Raw genomic sequence first — 20,123 nt, 5'->3', positions numbered from 1 at the left:
AACACGCGTACAGCGTCCGCCAGTTGCGGCCGTCCGACGAGCACGTCAGGGTGCCCGCAGACGGCGCGCGCCGCGCTCCAGGTCACAGCACCGGACCTATTTTCCGCGGAAGCATCACCCGCGGGGCCGGTGTGCTACACGATGCGGTATGGCCGCGACAGGTGCGGCCCCAACCTCCCACTGGAGCTCGGATGAAAAGACGCGTCATAGCCGCATACGGCGGCGCTGCGGTTGTGCTGGCCGGACTGATAACGGCCATACCGGTGGCGGCGAACGCCGGATCCACCGATGCCGCCGCCGGCAGCAAACTCAAGTGGACCGACTGCGCCACAGAGGACTACCCCAAGCTGGAGTGCTCCAAGGTCCGCGTACCGCTCGACCACGAGAAGCCGGGCGGCAAGAAGATCACCATCGCCCTCTCCCGTGTCGAGCACACCGCCGGGAAGTCCCAAGGGCCGCTGCTGGTCAACCCCGGCGGCCCCGGTGGAAGCGGGCTGACTCTCGCGGGCTTCGTCGCCAAGTCGCTGCCGAAGAAGGTCGCGTCGCAGTACGACGTGATCGGTTTCGACCCTCGCGGAGTCGGCAAGAGTGAGCCCGCACTCGACTGCAAGCCCGGCCACTTCGACCCGGTGCGTCCCAACACCGTGCCGCGAAACTCGAAGGAGGAGCAGGCCAACATCGAGCGGGCCAAGGGCTTCGCCGACGCGTGCGGCAAGAAGCACGGCAAGCTCCTGCGGCACATCAACACGGTCAACGCGGTCAAGGACATGGACAGCATCCGGACCGCGCTCGGCACCAAGAAGATCAACTACTTCGGGTACTCGTACGGCACCTACCTCGGCGCCGTCTACGCCAAGCTGTACCCGGACCGTGTACGCCGCGCAGTGCTGGACAGCATCGTCGACCCCGACGGCGTCTGGTACGAGGACAACATCGACCAGGACTACGCCTTCGACGCCCGCCAGAAGGCCTTCGCCGCATGGGTCGCCAAGCACGACGCGGACTACAAGCTGGGCAAGGACCCGGCGGCCGTCGAGAAGGCCTGGTACAAGATGCGGGACGCGCTGCTGAAGAAGCCCGCGGGCGGCAAGGTCGGCGCCTCCGAACTCGAGGACACCTTCATCCCGGGCGGCTACTTCAACGGCTACTGGCCCGATCTGGCCGCCGCCTTCGCGGCGTTCGTCAACGACAAGGACACCGCCCCGATCGTCGACGCCTACAAGGCGATGGGCGCGGTCGACGCCGAGGGCGACAACGGCTACTCGATCTACACCTCGGTGCAGTGCCGTGACGCGTCCTGGCCGAGGGACTGGGGCACGTGGCACAAGGACACCGAGACGGTGTACAAGAAGGCGCCCTTCATGGCCTGGAACAACGCCTGGTACAACGCTCCTTGTGCGTTCTGGCCCGTGAAGTCCCAGAAGCCGCTGGACGTCTCGAACAAGAAGCTTCCGCCGGTGCTGCTCTTCCAGGCCACCGACGACGCGGCCACCCCGTACGAGGGCGGCGTCAACATGCACCGCAAGCTGGGCGGTTCGAGCCTGGTCGTCGAGGAGGGAGGCGGCAACCACGGCATCACGCTGGGCGGCAGCAAGTGCCTCGACGGCTTCCTCTCGGACTACCTCGCGTCCGGCAAGGTCCCGGAGGGCAAGGGCGGCGGCGACGCCGACGCCACCTGCAAGGCGCTGCCCGACCCGGAGCCGCTGAGCCCGGAGGAGGCCAAGTCCGCCGTGCCGGCACCGTTCGGCTCCACCGGCACCGCCGACCGCGGCGCCGAGCTGCACCATCTGCTCGGAGACCGCGGCTGAGTTCCGGCGGCCGGCGGTCCGCGAGGGCCGCCGGCCGGGGCCGGTTCCACGGATCACCGTGATGAGCGCTCCGGGCGCGGCGGCACGAGCCCCGCTGCCCGGAGCGCTCACGTGATCGGTCCTTCTCCGGTACGGGCACGCGCCCCCGGCCCCCGGCGGACGACGGCCGGTGACTCAGCTGTCCGGCTGCCGTCCCTGGCCGTCTCCGCCTCCGCCTCCGCCGAAGCTGATCGGCCCGGAGAAGTCGCGGCCCTGAATCAGCGGTCCGCTGATGCGGGCGTTCCCGGAGACGGTGTTGTGCACGCCACCGCTGTCGATCCGGAGGCTGTACCCGTGCTCCCGGGCCCAGGATTCCAGGGCCGCGGCGAAGTTCTCGTCCCGCTCGCTCTCCTCGATCACCCTCGTGGTGAGGACGCGGACCTGATCCTCGTCGTCCGCGCCCTCGGGCAGCGCGATCTCGTCTCCCGTACGTCCACCGCCGATGCGGCGGCACAGGGCGAGCAGCGATTCCCAGGCGTGGCGGCCCGCCTCCGTGCCGGCGGAACTCGCCGCGGCGCTGACTGCGGCCGCGATCGCTCCGGCTGAAGCCGTGTCCATGCTTCGTCTCCCCCTCGTACGTAAGTCCGCCTCGTAAGTCCGCCTCGTAAGTCCGCGTGGACGCACGGTACTTGATGCTGACGCACGGTGCTCGATGCTGTCGCCGTGCCGGTCCGGGTGGCGGGCCGCCGGATCGCCGGTGCCGGCCTCGGACCAGGTCGCACCGGGCGTCAGCCCGCCATCAGGGCCGTCAGCGCCGCCGCCGGGTCGCTGTCCGAGGGGCCCTCGGGCCACCAGTCCTCCGTACCCGAGGGGCCCGGCGCCTCGCTGCGGTACGGGTACCAGCGGTTGTCGCGGCCGTAGCGGAGCTGGAAGGTGCGGGTGGGGTCGGTGAGGCGGTTGCGGTCGATGGTCATGCGCGGCAGGTCGGCCGCGGCCAGCGCGCCGCGTGCGCGGTCGAAGTCGCCCGCGGGCGGGTCCCATGCGGACTCCAGCAGCGCCAGCCCCTCGCCTCCCTGCCGCCAGGCCGCGGCGGCGCGGGCGAGTTCGAGCGCGGTGAGACCGCTCTCGCGCGCCAGGCGGGCGAAGCGGGCGGAGAAGGTGCCGCGCCCGGTGAGCCCGGGGTGGGTGGCCGCCAGGCGGATCGCGTCGTCCCGCGGCGGCAGCGGGCCGAGGGCGGCGGGCCCCTTCGTCAGCGCCGCATGGGCGCGTCTCGCCGCGTCGGTGGCGAGGAACGTGAGGGCGACGGGGTCGGGCGCGCCGGGGAGTTCGGGAAGGAGGGGCGGTTCACCGGGCGCCTCGGGCGGGTCGAGGGGTGCGGGCAGCGGCGTACGTACGGACGTGGCCAGTGCGTCGCGGGCCGGAACCCCGGCGGGTGCGGCGGCCTCGCCCGCCGCGGCGGCATCGGCGTGCCCGCCCTCCCCGGTGTCCGCGACGCGCCCCGCCTGCGCCGCCCGCGCGCTCAACTTCGCGTTGCGACGGGCGAGTTCGTCGTCCAGCTCCTCCTCGCCCCGTCCTCGCAGAAGCAGCAGCACAAAGGGATCGGCGTCGAGGAAGCGCGCCGTCTGATAGCACAGGGCGGCCGCGTGCTTGCAGGGACGGCCGGCGTCCGGGCAGGAGCAGCCCGGGTCCAGATCGCCGGGCCCCGGCAGCAGTCGCACTCCCGCCTCGCGAGCCGCGTCCACCAGGGCGTGCGGCATGTCCTTGTCCAACAGGGCCGCGAGATGGGCGGGTTGATCGCAGACCGTGTCGAGGAAGCTGCCCCATTCCCGGTCGGTCAGCGTCCGCATCCGGATCACGGAGCGGTACGGGCGCGGACGGCTGCCGGTCACGGGCGCGGCGATCCGGCCGGGCGTGACCGTGATCGTGCCGACGTGTCCGCCGCGCGCGTATGTACGGCCCCGGGAGAGCCGCCCCGCGTCCAGCGCCGACTCCTCCAGCGCGCGCACCCATGCCTCGCCCCACCGGGTCTCCGCGAAGGGGCCCCGCGCGCCCGGCCGGGCAGGAGCGGGCGGAAGGCTGCGCGTGCGGGCCGTCGCCGTACGCTCCGTCGCATGCGGACCTGCTCCGCCGCCCGCCGGCCCGCCGGTGCCGCTCACGCCGTCCTCCTCAGGGAGACGAGGTCGGCGAGCTCGGCATCGCTCAGTTCGGACAGGGCCGACTCGCCACCGCCCAGCACCGCGTCGGCCAACTCCCGCTTGGCGTCGAGCAGCAGGGCGATCCGCTCCTCGACCGTGCCCTCGGTGATGATGCGGTGCACCTGCACGGGCTGCGTCTGGCCGATGCGGTAGGCGCGGTCGGTGGCCTGCTCCTCCACCGCCGGATTCCACCAGCGGTCGTAGTGGACGACGTGTGCGGCGCGGGTGAGATTGAGGCCCGTCCCGGCGGCCTTCAACGACAGCAGGAAGACCGGGACTTCGCCGTCCTGGAAGCGGCGCACCATCTCCTCCCGCCGTTCGACCGGCGTGCCGCCGTGCAGCAACTGCGCCGCCACGCCCTGCTGTCGCAGGCGGCGCTCGATGAGCCGCGCCATCGCCACGTACTGCGTGAAGACCAGCGCCGACCCGCCCTCGGCGAGGATGACCTCCAGCAACTCCTCCAGCAGCTCCAGCTTTCCGGAGCGGCCCGCGAGCACGGGGCTCGCCTCCCGGCCCGGTGCCGCCGCGGCCTCCTTCAGATACTGGGCCGGGTGGTTGCAGATCTGCTTGAGCGCGGTCAGCAGCTTCATCACCAGGCCGCGGCGCGCCATGCCCTCCGCGGTCTCGATCCGGCCGAGCGTCTCCCGTACGACCGCCTCGTACAGCCCGGCCTGTTCCCGTACGAGCCGCACCGCGTGGTCCGTCTCGGTCTTCCGCGGGAGTTCGGGGGCGATGCCCGGGTCGGACTTGCGGCGCCGCAGCAGGAACGGCCGCACCAGGCGCGCCAGGCGCCGCGTCGCCTCCTCGTCCTCCCCGCTCTCGACGGCGCGCGCGTGCCGGGCGCGGAAGGACTTGAGGGGGCCCAGCAGCCCCGGAGTCGTCCAGTCCAGGATCGCCCACAGCTCGGAGAGGTTGTTCTCGACGGGCGTGCCGGTGAGTGCGACGCGCGCGGAAGCCGGCAAGGTGCGCAGCGCCCTGGCCGTCGCGGAGTGCGGGTTCTTCACATGCTGCGCCTCGTCGGCGACGACCAACCCCCAGCGGTGGGCGGCCAGTTCGGACGCGCCCGCGCGCATCGTGCCGTAAGTGGTGAGGACGAATCCGCCGGTGCCGGAACCAGAGCCGGAGCCGGAATCGGACCCCGGGCCCGGCAGGCTCCGCCGGGAGCCGTGGAAGCGGCGCACCGGCACCTGCGGGGCGAACCGTTCGATCTCTCGCTGCCAGTTGCCCAGCAGCGAGGCCGGACAGACGACGAGGGTGGGCTCGCGCGAGCCCCGCTGCGCGCGGTGCAGATGGAGAGCGATCAGCGTGACGGTCTTGCCGAGCCCCATGTCGTCGGCCAGGCAGCCGCCCAGCCCGAGGGACGTCATCATCTCCAGCCACGCCAGACCGCGCAGCTGGTAGTCGCGGAGTGCGGTGCGCAGCCCCTCCGGCTGTGCGAGCGGCGGCAGTTCGCGGGTCAGCCGTGCGCGCAGCTCCGCCAGCGCCCCCGCCGGCACGGCCTCGACCAGCTCTCCGTCGGCCTCGGCCGCACCGGTCAGCGCGGCGGACAGGGCGTCGGCCGGCTCCAGCAGGCCCAGATTGCGCTTGCGGGCCTTCCGTACGAGCTCGGGGTCGACCAGCACCCACTGGCCCCGCAGCCGGACGACGGGGCGGTGCGCCTCTGCCAGGGCGTCCATCTCCGCCTCGCTGAGCTGCTCGCCGCCCAGCGCCAACTGCCAGCGGAACTGGAGGAGTTCGCCCGCGTCGAAGAAGCCGAAGCCGTCGGAGGCCGACCCCGGAGCGGGACGGATGACGGCCGTCGCGGTCAGTTCGCGGGCCACGTCGCGCGGCCAGTGCACGGCGACCCCGGCGGCGGCCAGCCGGGTCGCGGCCCTGCCGAGCAGATCGCTCACCTCGTCCTCCGCGAGCGGCAGCACATCGGGTACGGGCCGCTCCAGCAGCCGCGCGAGCGGTGGCCACACGCGGGACGCGCGGCGCAGCGCGAGCAGCGTGTCGATACGGGCGCGGGGGCCGAAGTGGTCGGCCCCGGCCCACAGTTGGGCCGCGTCCGCGACGAGCACGGGGTCGGCGAGGCTGTGCACCTGCACGACGGCCGCCGAGCCGGGGCGGATCCGCCCCGCGCCCGCGCCCTCCTCGCCCGCGCCTTCCTCGCGGATGTCCTGGTCGCGGGTGCCCCCGTCCCACAGGTCGCGGGCGGAGAGATCGAGGCGGAGCGAGATCCGCACGCCCACGTCCATGCCCGCGGCGACCTCCGCGGCCCACTCGCGCGCCCCCGGCAGCCGCTGCGGTGCCTGCGCGGCGAAGGGCTCACCCACCGCGTACCGCGCCGCCGGTGTACGGGGCAGGGTGTCGGCCACGGCGTCGAGGAACGACCTCAGCAGGCTCTCGGGAGCGTGCAGCCGCAGTGGTGTGCCGCCGCCCGGAACGGGCACCGGGTGCGCCTCGGCGGGCATGGCCGCGGCGATCGCCCGCACGTGCGCGACGTCCTTTGCGTCGAGCGGCCCGGCACGCCATGCGTCGGCGTCGCCGCTGCCGAGGCCGGGCAGCAGACGGCCGCGCGCCACGAGGTGCAGGGCGTGCAACGCGGCGGCGCCCCAGCAGGCCGCGGCCGGGTCGGCGCCCGGATCCCGCCGCGCGCGGACCAGCACGGGCAGGGCCTCGGCGACGCCCACGCTCAGCGCCGGAACCGTGCGGCCACGGGCGCCCTTTCCATGTCGCCGCGCGACGGTCAGCTCGTGCGGCGCCGCACCGGGAACACCGGCGTCGCCGGGATCGGGCAGCGCCGCACCGTCCGGACGCCAGAAGACGACCCTGCCCGTGCGCGACGGCTCTCCCGGCAGGAAGACCACCGCACACCGGGCGAGCCTGTCACCCGGGGGCACCGCCATCCGCGCCACCGCTTTCGCTCCGACGTGCCGTGCGGACCGTGCGCTCCCCTGTGACGCACGGTCCCCACTCGAACGCGCCTGAGTCTAGGACCCGCCACTGACAACGCCCCGGCGTCTTACGGGCGCCCGGCCGCCCACGTCCTGCCGGGTCCCGCGGGCGCGTGCGCGGAGTACGGCCGTCAAGGAGCGGCGCACGCCGCCAACGGCCGTGTCCTCTCTGCGAGTCGGCGGCCTCCTCGCTCACGGAGCGACCCGCCGAGTACGCGTGGTACGCCGGGCACGCGTGGTACGACACCTCGCCGCGCGGCGGCGCCCGTCACCGCGTCACAGCACCCACATCATGTAGAGGCACAGCGCGACGCCCCCGCCGCCGCCGATGAACAGGTACTTCATCACGGCCGCCGCCCGCGTCCCGCGGATGCGGGTTCCGACGGCGAACGCCTGCCCCGTGCCGGGGAGGATGCCGGTCGCGGCGAACGGCACACCGAGGGCGGCGACGATCCAGCCCAGGAAGAACAGCACGTTCCACCGCCAGATCTCCCGGAAGCCGACGGGCACGAAGCCGTGCCCCGACTGCTGCACCTCGATCGTCTCGCCCCGCGCCACCTTCCGCGTCACCTCGGCGTCGCGCACGGGCCGGGAGCCGTCCTCGGGACGGAACGTGCCCGAACAGACCGTCGTGTCACTGGAGTTGCGGCTGCCCTGCTCGACCCAGCAGGTCTGCGCGGTGATGGTCCCGTGCCGTCCGGCCAGTCCCGAGGCATACGCGGCGCTGTAGACGGAGAAGCACACGCAGGCCAGGGCTCCGAGGAAGAACAGCCCGCCCAGGGCCCTGCCTTTCCAGCTCGGGGCCGGCAGAGCCGCGTACGGACTGGTGAGGCCGAGTTCGGGGTCGGGGCCGGACTGCCCGCCCGCTGCCCCGGTGTTCCCGACGAGTCCCCGTCGACCGGCGTCCGCCATGCGCTCCCCCTGCCCCTGTGCTGCCACCGCCGCGCTGACGGCGCCGCCCGCGACGGTCGCGGACGGCGTGCGGTGGGCACACCCTAGCGGCGGCGCCCGTCAGGACGAGCGCGGAGGGTCGAAGTCCGCGGCCTCGACGAAGTCGGGGCGCGGGTCCAGGGCGGCGGCCAGCCGGAAGTGGCGCCGCGCCTCGTCCTTGCGGTCGGCGCGCTGCAACGTACGGGCGAGTGCGAAGTGCGCGAACGCGTTGTCCGGCTCGCGCTCCAGTACCGTCTGGAACTCCATCTCCGCCGGGCGGAGTTGGGCGCCGAGAAAGAATGCGCGGGCGCGCAGCAACCGCGCCGCCGTGTTCTCCGGGTGGGCCGCGATGACCGTGTCGAGCAGCTTCAACGCGCCACGCGGGTCGCGCGCATTGAGCAGCTGCTCGGCAGCGCGGAACTCGATGACCAGGGTCTCTGGGGTGGCCTCGGACACGGAGCCTGCCTCCTCACCGGTGCCGGTGTGCGGTTACGGGGCACAGGCGCGGGAACGCCTCATCCCCTGTAGCTATTCCCAGTCGCAACCGCAGGCACTCCGCTCCCACCGGAGCGGACTAGGACCGGTGACGACCCGGCGAGCCCCCTTACGCCCGGCGGCGCAGCTCCTGCCACACCTCGCGCACGCGTCCCTCCAGCTCCTCCATCGGGCCGTCGTTGCCGATCACGATGTCGGCCAGCGCGAGCCGCTCCTCGCGTGTCGCCTGCGCCGCCATACGGGCGGCGGCCTCCCCCTCCGTCATGCCGCGCAGCCGCACGAGCCGGTCGAGCTGCGTCTTCGGAGAGGCGTCGACGACGAGGACGAGGTCGTAGAGCGGTGCGAGCCCGTTCTCCGCGAGCAGGGGCACGTCGTGGACGATCACCTCGCCACCGTCCCCGCCTCGCTCGGCTCCGGCCCGTTCGGCCTCGGCCGCTTCCGCCTGACGCTCCAGCTCGGCCGAGCGCTCGCCGACGAGCGGATGGACGATCGCGTTCAGCGCCGCGAGCCGCTCCGTGTCGGCGAAGACGATGGACCCGAGCTTGGCGCGGTCCAGGCTGCCGTCCGGTGCGAGGATTTCTTCGCCGAACTCGGCGACGACGGCCGCCAGCCCCGGAGTGCCGGGCTCCACGACCTCCCGCGCGATCTTGTCGGCGTCGACGATCAGGGCGCCGTACTCGTCGAGCAGCCGCGAGACCTCGCTCTTTCCGGCTCCGATTCCGCCCGTCAGTCCGACCTTCAGCATGACGGTCACGCTATACGGTGCGCTCCGTCCGGCCACGGCCAGGCCGGGCCGGGCCGACCGGTCAGCTCGCGCGGTCTCCGCCCGGCCCGTCGGCGCCGCCGCCACCACTCTCGCCGCCCGTGCCGCTCCCGCCGCCGTCGCCTTCGCGTTCGGCGAGGAAGCGTTCGAAGACCGCTCCGAGCTCGTCGGCCGAGGGCAGTTCGCTCGGCTCCGCGACGAGGCTGCCCCGGGTCTCGGCGCCGGCGACGGCGTCGTACTGCTGCTCCAGGCCCCGCACCACCGCGACGAGATCGTCGTCGCCCTCGGCGAGCTGCCGCTCGATCTCGTTCTGCGTCTTGAGCGCCTCGGTGCGCAGGGCGTGCGCGACGTCCGGCAGCACGAGCCCCGTCGCGGACGTGATGGCCTCGACGATGACGAGGGCCGCGTCCGGATACGGGGACCGCGCGACGTAGTGCGGCACGTGCGCGACGACGCCGAGCACGTCGTGCCCCGACTCCGCGAGGCGCAGCTCGATGAGGCCCGCGGCGCTGCCCGGGATCTCGGCCTCTTCGAAGAGGCCCCGGTGGCCGGGGATCAGATCCGTACGGGTGCCGTGCGGGGTGAGGCCCACCGGACGGGTGTGCGGGACCCCCATCGGGATGCCGTGGAAGTTGACGGACATCCGCACGCCCAGCCGCTCGGTGATCTCGCGGACCGCCGCGGTGAACGCCTCCCACTGCACGTCCGGTTCGGGCCCGGAGAGCAGCAGGAACGGCGCACCGGTCGCGTCGCGCACGAGGCACAGATCGAGCTGCGGCGCCTCGTAGGAGACCCAGCGGTCGCTGCGGAAGGTCATCGTGGGGCGGCGGGCGCGGTAGTCGACGAGGCGGTCGGCGTCGAAGCGCGCGACCGTCACGCAGGGCTGGCTGTCCTTCAGACGCTCGACGATCTGCTCCCCCGCTTCCCCCGCGTCCATGTAGCCCTCGAAGTGGTACAGCATCACCAGACCGGCGCTGTCGGGCTCGCCGTTGACGGCGTCGACGGCTTCGAGCCCGGTCTCGTCCCACGTGTACACGCTCTGCCCACTGTGCGGTTCAAGCACTGCTGGCGCCCCTAACTAGTCGCGTTCATACTGCACAACGGCGCGCAGGGGGCCGGGCATTCCTGCGGCGGGCCAAGTCCCACAGGTGGCGGGGCGCCCGATGCGCGGAACCGGTGCGATGAGGAGGCCGCACACAGAAGAAGCGGGGCCCGCTCCCGAAGGAGCAGGCCCCGCTCTCCGTGCTGTCAGCCGCCGCCCTCAGCGGGCGAAGCGTCAGCTCAGCTCTGGCCGCCCGCGAGCTTCTCGCGGAGCGCCGCCAGCGCCTCGTCCGAGGCGAGGGCACCGGAGTCGTCGTTCGTCTCCGAGGAGTACGAGCCGCCGGACCCGCCGGCCTGGGCACCGCCGCCGCCGGAGTTGCCGCCCTGCTGCGGCTGGGCGCTGCCGCCGCCACCGGAGCCGCCGCCCTCGGCCGCCGCCTGCTCGTCGGCCTCGCGGGACTTGATGACCTGCGCCTGGTGCTGCTCGAAGCGCTGCTGCGCCTCTGCGTACTGGCGCTCCCACTCCTCGCGCTGCTTCTCGTACCCCTCCAGCCAGTCGTTGGCCTCGGGGTCGAAGCCCTCGGGGTAGATGTAGTTGCCCTGGTCGTCGTAGGACGCGGCCATGCCGTAGAGCGTCGGGTCGAAGTCGACCGTGGTGGGGTCGGCGCCGAAGGACTCGTTGGCCTGCTTCAGCGAGAGGCTGATGCGGCGGCGCTCCAGGTCGATGTCGATGACCTTGACGAAGATCTCGTCGTTGACCTGGACGACCTGCTCCGGGATCTCCACGTGGCGCTCGGCCAGCTCGGAGATGTGGACCAGACCCTCGATGCCCTCGTCCACGCGGACGAACGCGCCGAACGGAACCAGCTTCGTGACCTTGCCGGGCACGACCTGACCGATCTGGTGCGTACGGGCGAACTGCTGCCAGGGGTCTTCCTGCGTCGCCTTCAGCGACAGGGAGACGCGCTCGCGGTCCATGTCGACGTCCAGGACCTCGACCGTGACCTCCTGGCCGACCTCGACGACCTCGGAGGGGTGGTCGATGTGCTTCCAGGACAGCTCGGAGACGTGCACCAGACCGTCCACACCGCCCAGGTCGACGAAGGCACCGAAGTTGACGATGGAGGAGACGACGCCGGAGCGCACCTGGCCCTTCTGGAGGGTGGTGAGGAAGGTCTGGCGGACCTCGCTCTGCGTCTGCTCCAGCCAGGCACGGCGGGAGAGAACCACGTTGTTCCGGTTCTTGTCGAGCTCGATGATCTTGGCTTCGAGCTCCTTGCCGACGTACGGCTGAAGGTCGCGGACACGGCGCATCTCGACCAGGGAGGCCGGCAGGAAGCCCCGCAGGCCGATGTCGAGGATGAGGCCGCCCTTGACGACCTCGATGACGGTGCCGGTGACGATGCCGTCCTCTTCCTTGATCTTCTCGATGGTGCCCCAGGCACGCTCGTACTGAGCGCGCTTCTTCGAGAGGATCAGGCGCCCCTCCTTGTCCTCCTTCTGGAGCACAAGGGCTTCGATCTCGTCACCGACGGCGACGACCTCGTTGGGGTCGACGTCGTGCTTGATCGACAGTTCGCGGGACGGGATGACGCCTTCGGTCTTGTAACCGATGTCGAGCAGGACCTCGTCCCGGTCGACCTTCACGATGACGCCGTCGACGATGTCGCCGTCGTTGAAGTACTTGATCGTCTCGTCGATCGCGGCGAGGAAGGCTTCCTCGGAACCGATGTCGTTTACCGCAACCTGCGGAGTGGTGGCGGTGGTCTCGGTGCTGCTCGTCATGTGTGAAAGGGTCTCCGGGTACGGACATGAAGTCGTAGGTCCTGCTACGCCGAGAGCCCGTTATCGCACCGCGCATGCAAGCCAGCCGGACACAGCCTTGAGAGCCACAAACCCGAGGGGATACACCACCGATGCGAGCGCGGCCTGCTCCGTCCGAGGCACGCAGGCCCGCAGCGCAACTTGTAGCATACGGGGGCCGCTGGGCATGGTCAATGCGCGAAAGAGCACAGCTGGGGTGGAACGTCCCATAACCGGCGCGGCCGTCACAGCGTGCACCCCTCGAGGCACCTTGAGCCACTGAACGGCGCCCAGAGCCCCCACAAACGACAAGCTATGAGTGAGAGTACGACGGCGGCCCCGATGATCCAAGACGACCGCGGCGGGAACGGCACGGCGGAGCCGGCCGAGCCGGCAGCCGTACGCAGGCAGGCCACGGACGCAGAGAGCAGCAGCGCGAACCGCGGCTGGTGGGACCGGAACGCCGACGACTACCAGGACGAGCACGGCGCCTTCCTCGGCGACGCCCGCTTCGTGTGGTGCCCGGAGGGCCTGGACGAGGCGAAGGCCCGGCTGCTGGGTCCGGCCTCGGCGCTGCGTGACCGGCGCGTACTGGAGGTGGGTTCCGGAGCCGCGCAATGTTCACGCTGGCTGGCGGCGCAGGGCGCCCTTCCCGTCGCTCTGGACCTCTCGCACCGGCAGCTCCAGCACGCGCTGCGCATCGGGGACGGCCGCGGCGGAGGCGCCGGCTTTCCGCTGGTGGAGGCGGACGCCGGGGCGCTGCCGTTCGCCGACGGCGCGTTCGACATGGCCTGCTCCGCGTTCGGCGCGCTGCCCTTCGTGGCCGATCCGGTGCGGGTGCTGCGGGAGGTGCGGCGCGTGCTCAGGCCGGGCGGGCGCTGGGTCTTCTCCGTGACGCATCCGCTGCGCTGGGCGCTTCCGGACGAGCCGGGGCCGGAGGGGCTGACGGTGCTCAGCTCCTACTTCGACCGGACGCCGTACGTGGAGGAGGACGAGCGCGGCCGCGCCGTCTACGTCGAGCACCACCGCACCATGGGCGACCGGGTGCGGGACGTGGTGAGTGCGGGGTTCCGGCTGCTCGACGTCGTCGAGCCGGAGTGGCCCGACTGGAACACGCAGGAGTGGGGCGGCTGGTCCCCGCTGCGGGGGCGGCTGATCCCCGGGACGGCGATCTTCGTGTGCGAGCGCGACGAGCGCTAGCCGCCGCATGCTCCGTCCGGCACAGCGGCCCGGCGGCGGGCCGCCGGGCCGGCTCGTACCGCTGCGACTGCGGCAAGGGCTATACGGCTACGGCTTGGTGACCGTGAGCGGGATGTCGTACGTGGAGCCGTCCGCGGTGGTGAGGCGGAGGGTGAAGGTGCCGGTGTGGCCGTCCGTGTGGACCGTCGGGAGCTTCAGCACTCCCTTCTCGCCGAGCAGCCCGCCGGTGGACTCGGTGCGGGAGCGGACCTCGTTGCCCAACAGGTCCTTGAAGTAGGGGCCCTTGGTGTTCTCCTCGCCGTCCTTGTCGATCATGGTGGCGGTCACCGGCACGCCCGCGGCGGCCTCCTTCTTGTGCGCGAGCTTGACCTCGATGTCGTCGAACTCCGAGTCCGCCGGGGCCTTCAGCGGCCCGCCGGGGTCCCGGGCGAAGGTGTACTTCGGGGAGACGGTGGCGCTCATCGTCGCCGCACGCAGGTCGCGGCCCACGGCGGTGGCGGTGACCGTGAACTCGCCTGCCTGCTTGCCCGCGCTGATGACGGGTGCGGAGGCGATGCCGTCGCGGCCGGTGGTGGCCGTGGCCTCGGTGGCACTGCCGGGGAAGCGGGCGCCGGTGCGGCCCTTGATCGTGTACTTGACGCGGACGCCGTCGACGGCCTTGCCGGCGCTGTCGGCCACGCGTATGCGGGGGCGCTGCTCGAAGGTCCCGCCCGTGTAGGCGGAGAGCGGGCCGGCGAGTACGGGCTTGATGTCCGCCGGAGTGCCGGGCTTGGGGGCGGGCGAGTGGTCTCCGCCGTCGCCCTTGCCGGGCTTGTGGGAGCCGTGGCCTCGGCCCGGCGCGTCCTTGCCCTTGCCGCCGCGGCCCGCGCCGGCGCCCGGTGAGTCGGGCAGCGATCCGGTGCCGTCGGGGACCTTGTGTGTGCCCTTGCGGTAGAACTCGTACCAGGCCAGCACGGTGCGCAGGTAGGCGCGCGAGTCGTTGTAGCTGAGGACCGCGCGGTGCAGACCGCTCTTGGCCCTCAAGTCCCGCTCGCCCGCGCAGAGATAGCCGGCGGCGGCCAGCGCGGCGTCGTGGACGTTGGCGGGGTCGCGGCTGCCGTCGCCGTTGCCGTCGACGCCCCAGCGGTGCCATGTCGAGGGTATGAACTGCATCGGGCCGACCGCGCGGTCGAAGCGCCGGTCTCCGTCGAGACGCCCGCCGTCGGTGTCGTTGATGCGGGCGAAGCCCGAGCCGTTCAGCACGGGGCCCAGGATCGGCTTGAGGGTGGTGCCCGCCTTGTCGACGGCTCCGCCGCGGGCCTGGCCGGACTCGACCTTGCCGATGGCGGCGAGGAGTTCCCAGCGCAGACCGCAGGCCGGATCGGAGGCGCCGAGGGAGCGTGCGGCCTTCTTGTACGCGGCGAGCACCGACGCCGGAATGCCGGACTCCGAGGGGGTGATGGGCGAACTGCGGGGCGGCGCGGGGGATTCCAGGGGCGGCAGCTCGGTGTGGTACGAGTCGTCGCCGGGCGGGTCGGCCTGGGCGTCGTCCGCGCGCTCCTTGCCGGGCCCGTCGACGCGGTGATCCACTTCCGCGCCCGGAGCCTGCGAGGCGGTGAGCGCCGCCATCGTCGCCGCGGCTATCGCCGTGCCTGTCACTCCGCGGCGGATCGTTCGCCCCCCGCCGCGAAATCCGCGATACCGCGCCATGTGCCGGACCCCCTGCTTCTGCCCAACGGTCGCCAACACGGCGACACTACGGCAACTGCCCCTCCGCGTCTGCGGGTCGGGGGCATTCCCGCGGGGGCCGGCCGGGAGGGGTCAGTGGGCCGCCGATTCCCAGTCGTCGCCGACGCCGACCGACACATCGAGCGGGGCGCGCAGTTGGACGGCGCCGGCCATCTCGCGGCACACCAGCTCCTCGACGGCGTCGCGTTCGCCGGGGGCGACCTCCAGCACGATCTCGTCGTGCACCTGGAGCAGCATCCGGGAGGCGAGCTTCTCCTTGCGCAGCGCTCCGTCGACGCGGAGCATCGCCATCTTGACGATGTCCGCCGCGGTGCCCTGGATCGGCGCGTTGAGCGCCATCCGCTCGGCCATGTCGCGGCGTTGGCGGTTGTCGCTGTTGAGGTCCGGCAGATAGCGACGCCGGCCCATGATGGTCTCGGTGTAGCCGGTGGCGCGGGCCTCGGAGACGGCGCGGTGGAGATAGTCGCGCACCCCGCCGAACCGCTCGAAGTAGTCGTCCATCAGCGTGCGGGCCTCGTCCGGCGTGATGCCGAGCTGCTGGGAGAGGCCGAAGGCCGACAGCCCGTACGCCAGGCCGTAAGACATGGCCTTGATCTTGCGGCGCATCTCCGCGTCGACCTGGTCCTCGGTGACGTCGAAGACCTGGGAGGCGACGGTCGTGTGCAGGTTCTCCCCGGAGGTGATGGCCTCGATGAGCTTCTCGTCGTCGGACATGTGGGCCATGACGCGCAGTTCGATCTGGCTGTAGTCCGCGGTCATCAGGCTCTCGTAGCCCTCGCCGACGCGGAAGGCGCGGCGGATGGCGCGGCCCTCGTCCGTACGGATGGGCACGTTCTGCAAGTTGGGGTCGGTGGAGGAGAGGCGGCCGGTGGCGGCGACGGTCTGGCTGAAGCTGGTGTGGATGCGGCCGTCGGGGGCGATGGTCTTGATCAGGCCCTCGACGGTGGTGCGCAGCTTCTGCTGTTCGCGGTAGCGCAGCATCAGCACCGGCAGTTCGTGCTCGGTCTGTCCCGCGAGCCACGCCAGCGCGTCGGCGTCCGTCGTCCAGCCCGTCTTCGTCTTCTTCGTCTTGGGCAGGCCCAGCTCGCTGAAGAGCACCTCCTGGAGCTGCTTGGGCGAGCCGAGGTTGAACTCGTGCCCGACGGCGGCGTGTGCGTCCTTCACCGCCTGCTGGGCGGCGTCCGCGAACTGCTGCTCCAGGCTCGTCAGCCACTCGCGGTCCGCGCAGATGCCGGAGCGCTCCATCCTCGCCAGGACCGCCGAGGTGGGCAGCTCCACCTCGCGCAGCAGATCGGCCGCGCCGACCTGGGCGAGCCTGTCCTCGAAGACCTCGCCGAGGTCGAGGATCGTGCGGGCCTTGACCATCAGCGCCTGCGCCTCGGCCTGTTCGTCGACGCCGAAGGCGAGCTGCCCGCCGCCGGCGTCGGCCGGGCCGAGCTCGCGGCCGAGATACTCCACCGACAGTGCGTCCATGTCGAAGGAGCGGCGGCCCGGCTTGTCGAGATACGCGGCGAGCGCGGTGTCCATCGTGACGCCCGCGACGCTCCAGCCGTGCTCGGCGAAGACCCGCATGATCGCCTTGGCGTCGTGGACGACCTTGGGACGGGCCTCGTCTGCGATCCAGGCGGAGAAGGCCTGCTCCTCCGCCTCGTCCAGCTGCGCCGGATCGAACCAGGCCGCGGGCCCGGTGGGCGTGGCGAGGGCGATCTCGCTGACACTGCCGGAGCCCAGCTTCCACACGTCGACCGTGGCCAGGCCGAGGGGCGCCGCGGAGTGCTCGTCCAGCCACGCCACCAGCTCCCCGGCGGCGAGCACGGTGCCGTCGATCTCCACGCCGTCCGCCGCCGGTGCGGCCTCTTCCTCCTGAGCGCCGGGATCGACGGCGAACAGCCGCTCCCGGAAGTTCTGATGGCGGAACTCCAGGGCGTCCAGCACCACGTTCAGCGTGTCGCGGTCGTAGGCCACGCGCTCCAAGTCACCCGGGCCGCAGCTGAGTTCGACGTCGCGGACGAGCTCGGTGAGATGCCGGTTGAGCGTGACCGACTCCAGGTGCTCGCGCAGCTTCTCGCCGGCCTTGCCCTTCACCTCGTCGGCGCGGCTTGCCAGTTCGGCGAAGGAGCCGAACTGGCTGATCCACTTCGTGGCCGTCTTCTCACCGACGCCGGGGATGCCCGGGAGGTTGTCGGACGGGTCGCCGCGCAGCGCCGCGAAGTCCGGATACTGCGCGGGCGTCAGCCCGTACTTCTCGAAGACCTTCTCGGGGGTGAAGCGCGTCAACTCGGAGACGCCCTTCGTCGGATAGAGCACCGTGACGTCGTCGCTGACGAGCTGAAGGGCGTCGCGGTCGCCGGTGACGATGGAGACCTTGAAGCCCTCGGCCACCGCCTGCGTGGTGAGGGTGGCGATGACGTCGTCCGCCTCGAAGCCCTCCACGGCGAAGCGGCGCACCCGCATCGCGTCGAGCAGCTCGCCGATCAGCTCCACCTGGCCCTTGAACTCGTCCGGCGCCTTGGAGCGGTTCGCCTTGTAGTCCGCGAACTCCGCGGAGCGCCAGGTCTTGCGGGAGACGTCGAAGGCGACCGCGAAGTGCGTCGGCTCCTCGTCACGCAGAGTGTTGGACAGCATCGAGGTGAAGCCGTAGATCGCGTTGGTCGTCTGGCCCGTGGTGGTGGAGAAGTTCTCCGCGGGCAGTGCGTAGAACGCCCGGTAGGCGAGCGAGTGCCCGTCCATCAGGAGCAGGCGCGGTGCGGTCTTCTTCGATGCCTTCTCAGTCACGTTCCCGATCCTCCCACGGCCCACCGACAACCGGCTCCCACGCCCGCGGTGAGCACGCGTGAGCGCGCAGCGCGGGCACTCGGCACGGGCACTCGGCGCGGCCGGGTCGCACCCGCCGTAACGGCGCGTGGCACCATCGCCGTATGCGAAAACCCCCGGTCGAGGACCCCGTCCAGGACGCTCCGGACGTCTCCGCCCCGCTGGATTCCGCCGCCGGTACGAGGGCGGTGACGCGCTCGCTGCGCACCGCGCAGGAGCAGATGGGCGTGCGCCGGACGGCGCTCACGCTGCTGCGCGTCAACCAGAAGGACGGCTTCGACTGCCCCGGCTGCGCGTGGCCCGAGGAGGACAAGCGGCACACGGCCGAGTTCTGCGAGAACGGCGCGAAGGCCGTCGCCGAGGAGGCGACGCTGCGCCGCGTCACGCCCGACTTCTTCGCGGCGCACCCGGTGGCCGACCTGGCCCGGCGCTCCGGCTACTGGCTGGGGCAGCAGGGCAGGCTCACGCAGCCGATGTATCTGGCGGAGGGAGCCGACTCGTACGAGCCGGTGCCCTGGGAGCGCGCCTTCGACATCGTCGCGGAGGAGCTGGACGCGCTCGGCTCCCCGGACGAGGCGCTCTTCTACACCTCGGGACGCACCAGCAACGAAGCGGCCTTCCTCTACCAGCTCTTCGCCCGCGAGTTCGGCACGAACAACCTGCCCGACTGCTCCAACATGTGCCACGAGTCCTCCGGCGACGCGCTGACGGAGACCCTCGGCGTCGGCAAGGGCAGCGTGCTGCTGGAGGATCTGCACCGGGCGGATCTGATCATCGTCGCCGGGCAGAACCCGGGCACCAACCATCCGCGGATGCTCACCGCGCTGGAGAAGGCCAAGGCCGCCGGAGCGAGGATCATCACCGTCAACCCGCTGCCGGAGGCGGGCATGACGCGGTTCAGGAATCCGCAGACGGCACGCGGCCTGGCCGGTTCCGGCACCGCGCTGACCGATCTCTTCCTCCAGATCCGCCTCGGCGGCGACCAGGCCCTCTTCCGTGCGCTGAGCCGCCTGATCATCGAACGGGGCGGCGTCGACGAGGAGTTCACCACCCGGCACACCCACGGGTACGAGGAGTTCGCCGAGGCCGCCCTGGGCACCGACTGGAACGCCGTGCTGGAGGCCACCGGGCTACGGCGGGACGAGATCGAGCAGGCCCTGGAGATGGTGCTGGCCTCCCGGAACACCATCGTGTGCTGGGCGATGGGCCTCACCCAGCACAAGCACTCGGTGCCCACGATCCGCGAGGTCGTCAACTTCCTGCTGCTGCGCGGGAACGTGGGCCGCCCCGACGACGGCACCTCCGCCGGAGCAGGGGGCGTGTGCCCCGTGCGCGGCCACAGCAACGTGCAGGGCGACCGCACGATGGGCATCACCGAGCGGCCCTCGCCGGACTTCCTTCGGGCGCTGGAGCGGGAGTTCGGCATTACCGCCCCCCGTACACACGGACTGGACGTCGTGCGGTCGATCCAGGCGCTCCGCGACGGCCGCGCCAAGGTCTTCTTCGCCATGGGGGGCAACTTCGTCGCCGCCTCCCCCGACACCGCCGTGACCGAGGACGCGATGCGCCGCGCCCGGCTCACCGTCCACGTCTCCACGAAGCTCAACCGCTCGCACTGCGTCACCGGCGCACGCGCGCTGATCCTGCCGTGCCTCGGCCGCACGGAGCGCGATCTCCAGGGCGGCGGCGAGCAGTTCGTGACGGTGGAGGACTCGATGGGGATGGTGCACGCCTCCCGCGGACGGCTGGACCCGGCGAGCCCCCATCTGCTCTCCGAGCCGGCGATCGTCGCGCGCCTCGCCCGCCGCGTCCTGGGGACCGACTCGCTCACGCCGTGGGAGGACTTCGAGAAGGACTACGCCACGATCAGGGACCGCATCGCCCGCGTCGTCCCGGGATTCGAGGACTTCAACGAACGCGTCGCGGACGGCGCGGGCTTCACGCTCCCGCACGCGCCGCGCGACGAGCGGCGCTTCCCCACCGCGACCGGCAAGGCCAACTTCACCGCCGCGCCGCTCAGCTGGCCCCGCGTCCCGGAAGGGCGGCTGCTGCTCCAGACCCTCCGCTCGCACGACCAGTACAACACCACCGTCTACGGCCTCGACGACCGCTACCGGGGCATCAGGAACGGGCGCCGCGTCGTCCTCGTCAACCCGGACGACGCGGCGGAACTGGGCCTCGACGACGGCTCGTACGCCGACCTGACGAGCGAGTGGACGGACGGCAGCACCCGCACCGCCGAGGGCTTCCGCGTCGTGCACTACCCCACGGCCCGCGGCTGCGCGGCGGCCTACTTTCCCGAGACGAACGTCCTCGTGCCGCTGGACGCCACCGCCGACACCAGCAACACCCCGGCGAGCAAGTCACTGGTGATCCGCATCACTTCGGCATAAGCGCACGCTCAGCGACCTGATAGGACGGTGCCGGACAA

At 72.0% G+C, this 20,123-nt stretch carries 13 protein-coding genes; 3 read left to right on the top strand and 10 right to left on the bottom strand.

What is annotated here, in order from left to right:
- Positions 1-191 precede the first annotated feature (191 nt).
- Complete coding sequence (locus QQM67_RS07705) at positions 192-1,808, top strand: alpha/beta hydrolase (protein ID WP_314172837.1); 1,617 nt, start codon at positions 192-194, stop codon at positions 1,806-1,808.
- Positions 1,809-1,982: 174 nt separating this feature from the next.
- On the opposite strand, the gene QQM67_RS07700 is transcribed toward QQM67_RS07705, so the two are convergent.
- The 8 genes from QQM67_RS07700 to rpsA form a co-directional block, all read right to left on the bottom strand.
- The gene (locus QQM67_RS07700) at positions 1,983-2,405 is read right to left on the bottom strand and encodes a hypothetical protein (protein ID WP_314172836.1); all 423 of its coding nucleotides are present in this window, start codon (positions 2,403-2,405) and stop codon (positions 1,983-1,985) included.
- A 170-nt stretch (positions 2,406-2,575) separates the two neighbouring features.
- Positions 2,576-3,943, bottom strand: coding sequence for an SWIM zinc finger family protein (locus QQM67_RS07695; protein WP_314172835.1), 1,368 nt, complete (start codon positions 3,941-3,943; stop codon positions 2,576-2,578).
- Positions 3,940-6,870 carry a DEAD/DEAH box helicase gene (locus tag QQM67_RS07690; RefSeq protein ID WP_314172834.1) on the bottom strand — a complete coding sequence of 977 codons (2,931 nt, stop codon included), beginning with the start codon at positions 6,868-6,870 and terminating at the stop codon, positions 3,940-3,942. Before QQM67_RS07690 ends, QQM67_RS07695 begins: the two co-directional genes overlap by 4 nt.
- A gap of 324 nt (positions 6,871-7,194) precedes the next feature.
- Positions 7,195-7,830, bottom strand: coding sequence for a hypothetical protein (locus tag QQM67_RS07685; RefSeq protein WP_314172833.1), 636 nt, complete (start codon positions 7,828-7,830; stop codon positions 7,195-7,197).
- A gap of 99 nt (positions 7,831-7,929) precedes the next feature.
- The gene (locus QQM67_RS07680) at positions 7,930-8,304 is read right to left on the bottom strand and encodes a tetratricopeptide repeat protein (protein WP_314172832.1); all 375 of its coding nucleotides are present in this window, start codon (positions 8,302-8,304) and stop codon (positions 7,930-7,932) included.
- Positions 8,305-8,452: 148 nt separating this feature from the next.
- The gene (gene coaE / locus QQM67_RS07675; RefSeq protein WP_314172831.1) at positions 8,453-9,088 is read right to left on the bottom strand and encodes a dephospho-CoA kinase; all 636 of its coding nucleotides are present in this window, start codon (positions 9,086-9,088) and stop codon (positions 8,453-8,455) included.
- Positions 9,089-9,149: 61 nt separating this feature from the next.
- A complete protein-coding gene (locus tag QQM67_RS07670) occupies positions 9,150-10,142 on the bottom strand; it encodes a proteasome assembly chaperone family protein (protein WP_399065671.1) in 993 nt (330 codons plus the stop codon).
- Positions 10,143-10,387: 245 nt separating this feature from the next.
- Positions 10,388-11,932, bottom strand: a complete 1,545-nt coding sequence (gene rpsA / locus QQM67_RS07665) for a 30S ribosomal protein S1 (protein WP_314172829.1) — start codon at positions 11,930-11,932, stop codon at positions 10,388-10,390.
- Between the two features lie 360 nt (positions 11,933-12,292).
- Between rpsA and QQM67_RS07660 the strand changes: the two genes are divergently transcribed.
- Positions 12,293-13,150 carry a class I SAM-dependent methyltransferase gene (locus tag QQM67_RS07660; RefSeq protein ID WP_314173033.1) on the top strand — a complete coding sequence of 286 codons (858 nt, stop codon included), beginning with the start codon at positions 12,293-12,295 and terminating at the stop codon, positions 13,148-13,150.
- An 87-nt stretch (positions 13,151-13,237) separates the two neighbouring features.
- Here QQM67_RS07660 and QQM67_RS07655 read toward each other — a convergent pair whose 3' ends face one another.
- Both QQM67_RS07655 and polA read right to left on the bottom strand, forming a co-directional pair.
- Positions 13,238-14,788 (bottom strand): lytic transglycosylase domain-containing protein, encoded by a 1,551-nt coding sequence (locus QQM67_RS07655; protein WP_314172828.1) that lies wholly within the window; start codon positions 14,786-14,788, stop codon positions 13,238-13,240.
- A 162-nt stretch (positions 14,789-14,950) separates the two neighbouring features.
- Positions 14,951-17,608, bottom strand: a complete 2,658-nt coding sequence (polA, locus tag QQM67_RS07650) for a DNA polymerase I (RefSeq protein WP_314173032.1) — start codon at positions 17,606-17,608, stop codon at positions 14,951-14,953.
- 188 nt (positions 17,609-17,796) lie between these two features.
- Between polA and QQM67_RS07645 the strand changes: the two genes are divergently transcribed.
- On the top strand, positions 17,797-20,085 hold the full coding sequence (locus tag QQM67_RS07645) for an FdhF/YdeP family oxidoreductase (protein ID WP_314172827.1): 2,289 nt from the start codon (positions 17,797-17,799) through the stop codon (positions 20,083-20,085).
- Positions 20,086-20,123: the final 38 nt, after the last annotated feature.

Source organism: Streptomyces winkii (genome assembly GCF_032248595.1).
Classification (GTDB): domain Bacteria; phylum Actinomycetota; class Actinomycetes; order Streptomycetales; family Streptomycetaceae; genus Streptomyces; species Streptomyces winkii.
The sequence above is the reverse complement of the archived record's forward strand: the minus strand, read 5'-3'. Positions and strand labels throughout refer to the sequence as shown.

Coding starts and splice junctions, on each gene's coding strand:
- QQM67_RS07700 (WP_314172836.1), bottom strand. CDS start 2,405: ATGGACACGGCTTCAGCCGGAGCGATCGCGGCCGCAGTCAGCGCCGCG.
- QQM67_RS07690 (WP_314172834.1), bottom strand. CDS start 6,870: ATGGCGGTGCCCCCGGGTGACAGGCTCGCCCGGTGTGCGGTGGTCTTC.
- coaE (WP_314172831.1), bottom strand. CDS start 9,088: ATGCTGAAGGTCGGACTGACGGGCGGAATCGGAGCCGGAAAGAGCGAG.
- rpsA (WP_314172829.1), bottom strand. CDS start 11,932: ATGACGAGCAGCACCGAGACCACCGCCACCACTCCGCAGGTTGCGGTA.
- QQM67_RS07705 (WP_314172837.1), top strand. CDS start 192: ATGAAAAGACGCGTCATAGCCGCATACGGCGGCGCTGCGGTTGTGCTG.
- QQM67_RS07685 (WP_314172833.1), bottom strand. CDS start 7,830: ATGGCGGACGCCGGTCGACGGGGACTCGTCGGGAACACCGGGGCAGCG.
- QQM67_RS07660 (WP_314173033.1), top strand. CDS start 12,293: ATGATCCAAGACGACCGCGGCGGGAACGGCACGGCGGAGCCGGCCGAG.
- QQM67_RS07645 (WP_314172827.1), top strand. CDS start 17,797: ATGCGAAAACCCCCGGTCGAGGACCCCGTCCAGGACGCTCCGGACGTC.
- polA (WP_314173032.1), bottom strand. CDS start 17,608: ATGGACGGGCACTCGCTCGCCTACCGGGCGTTCTACGCACTGCCCGCG.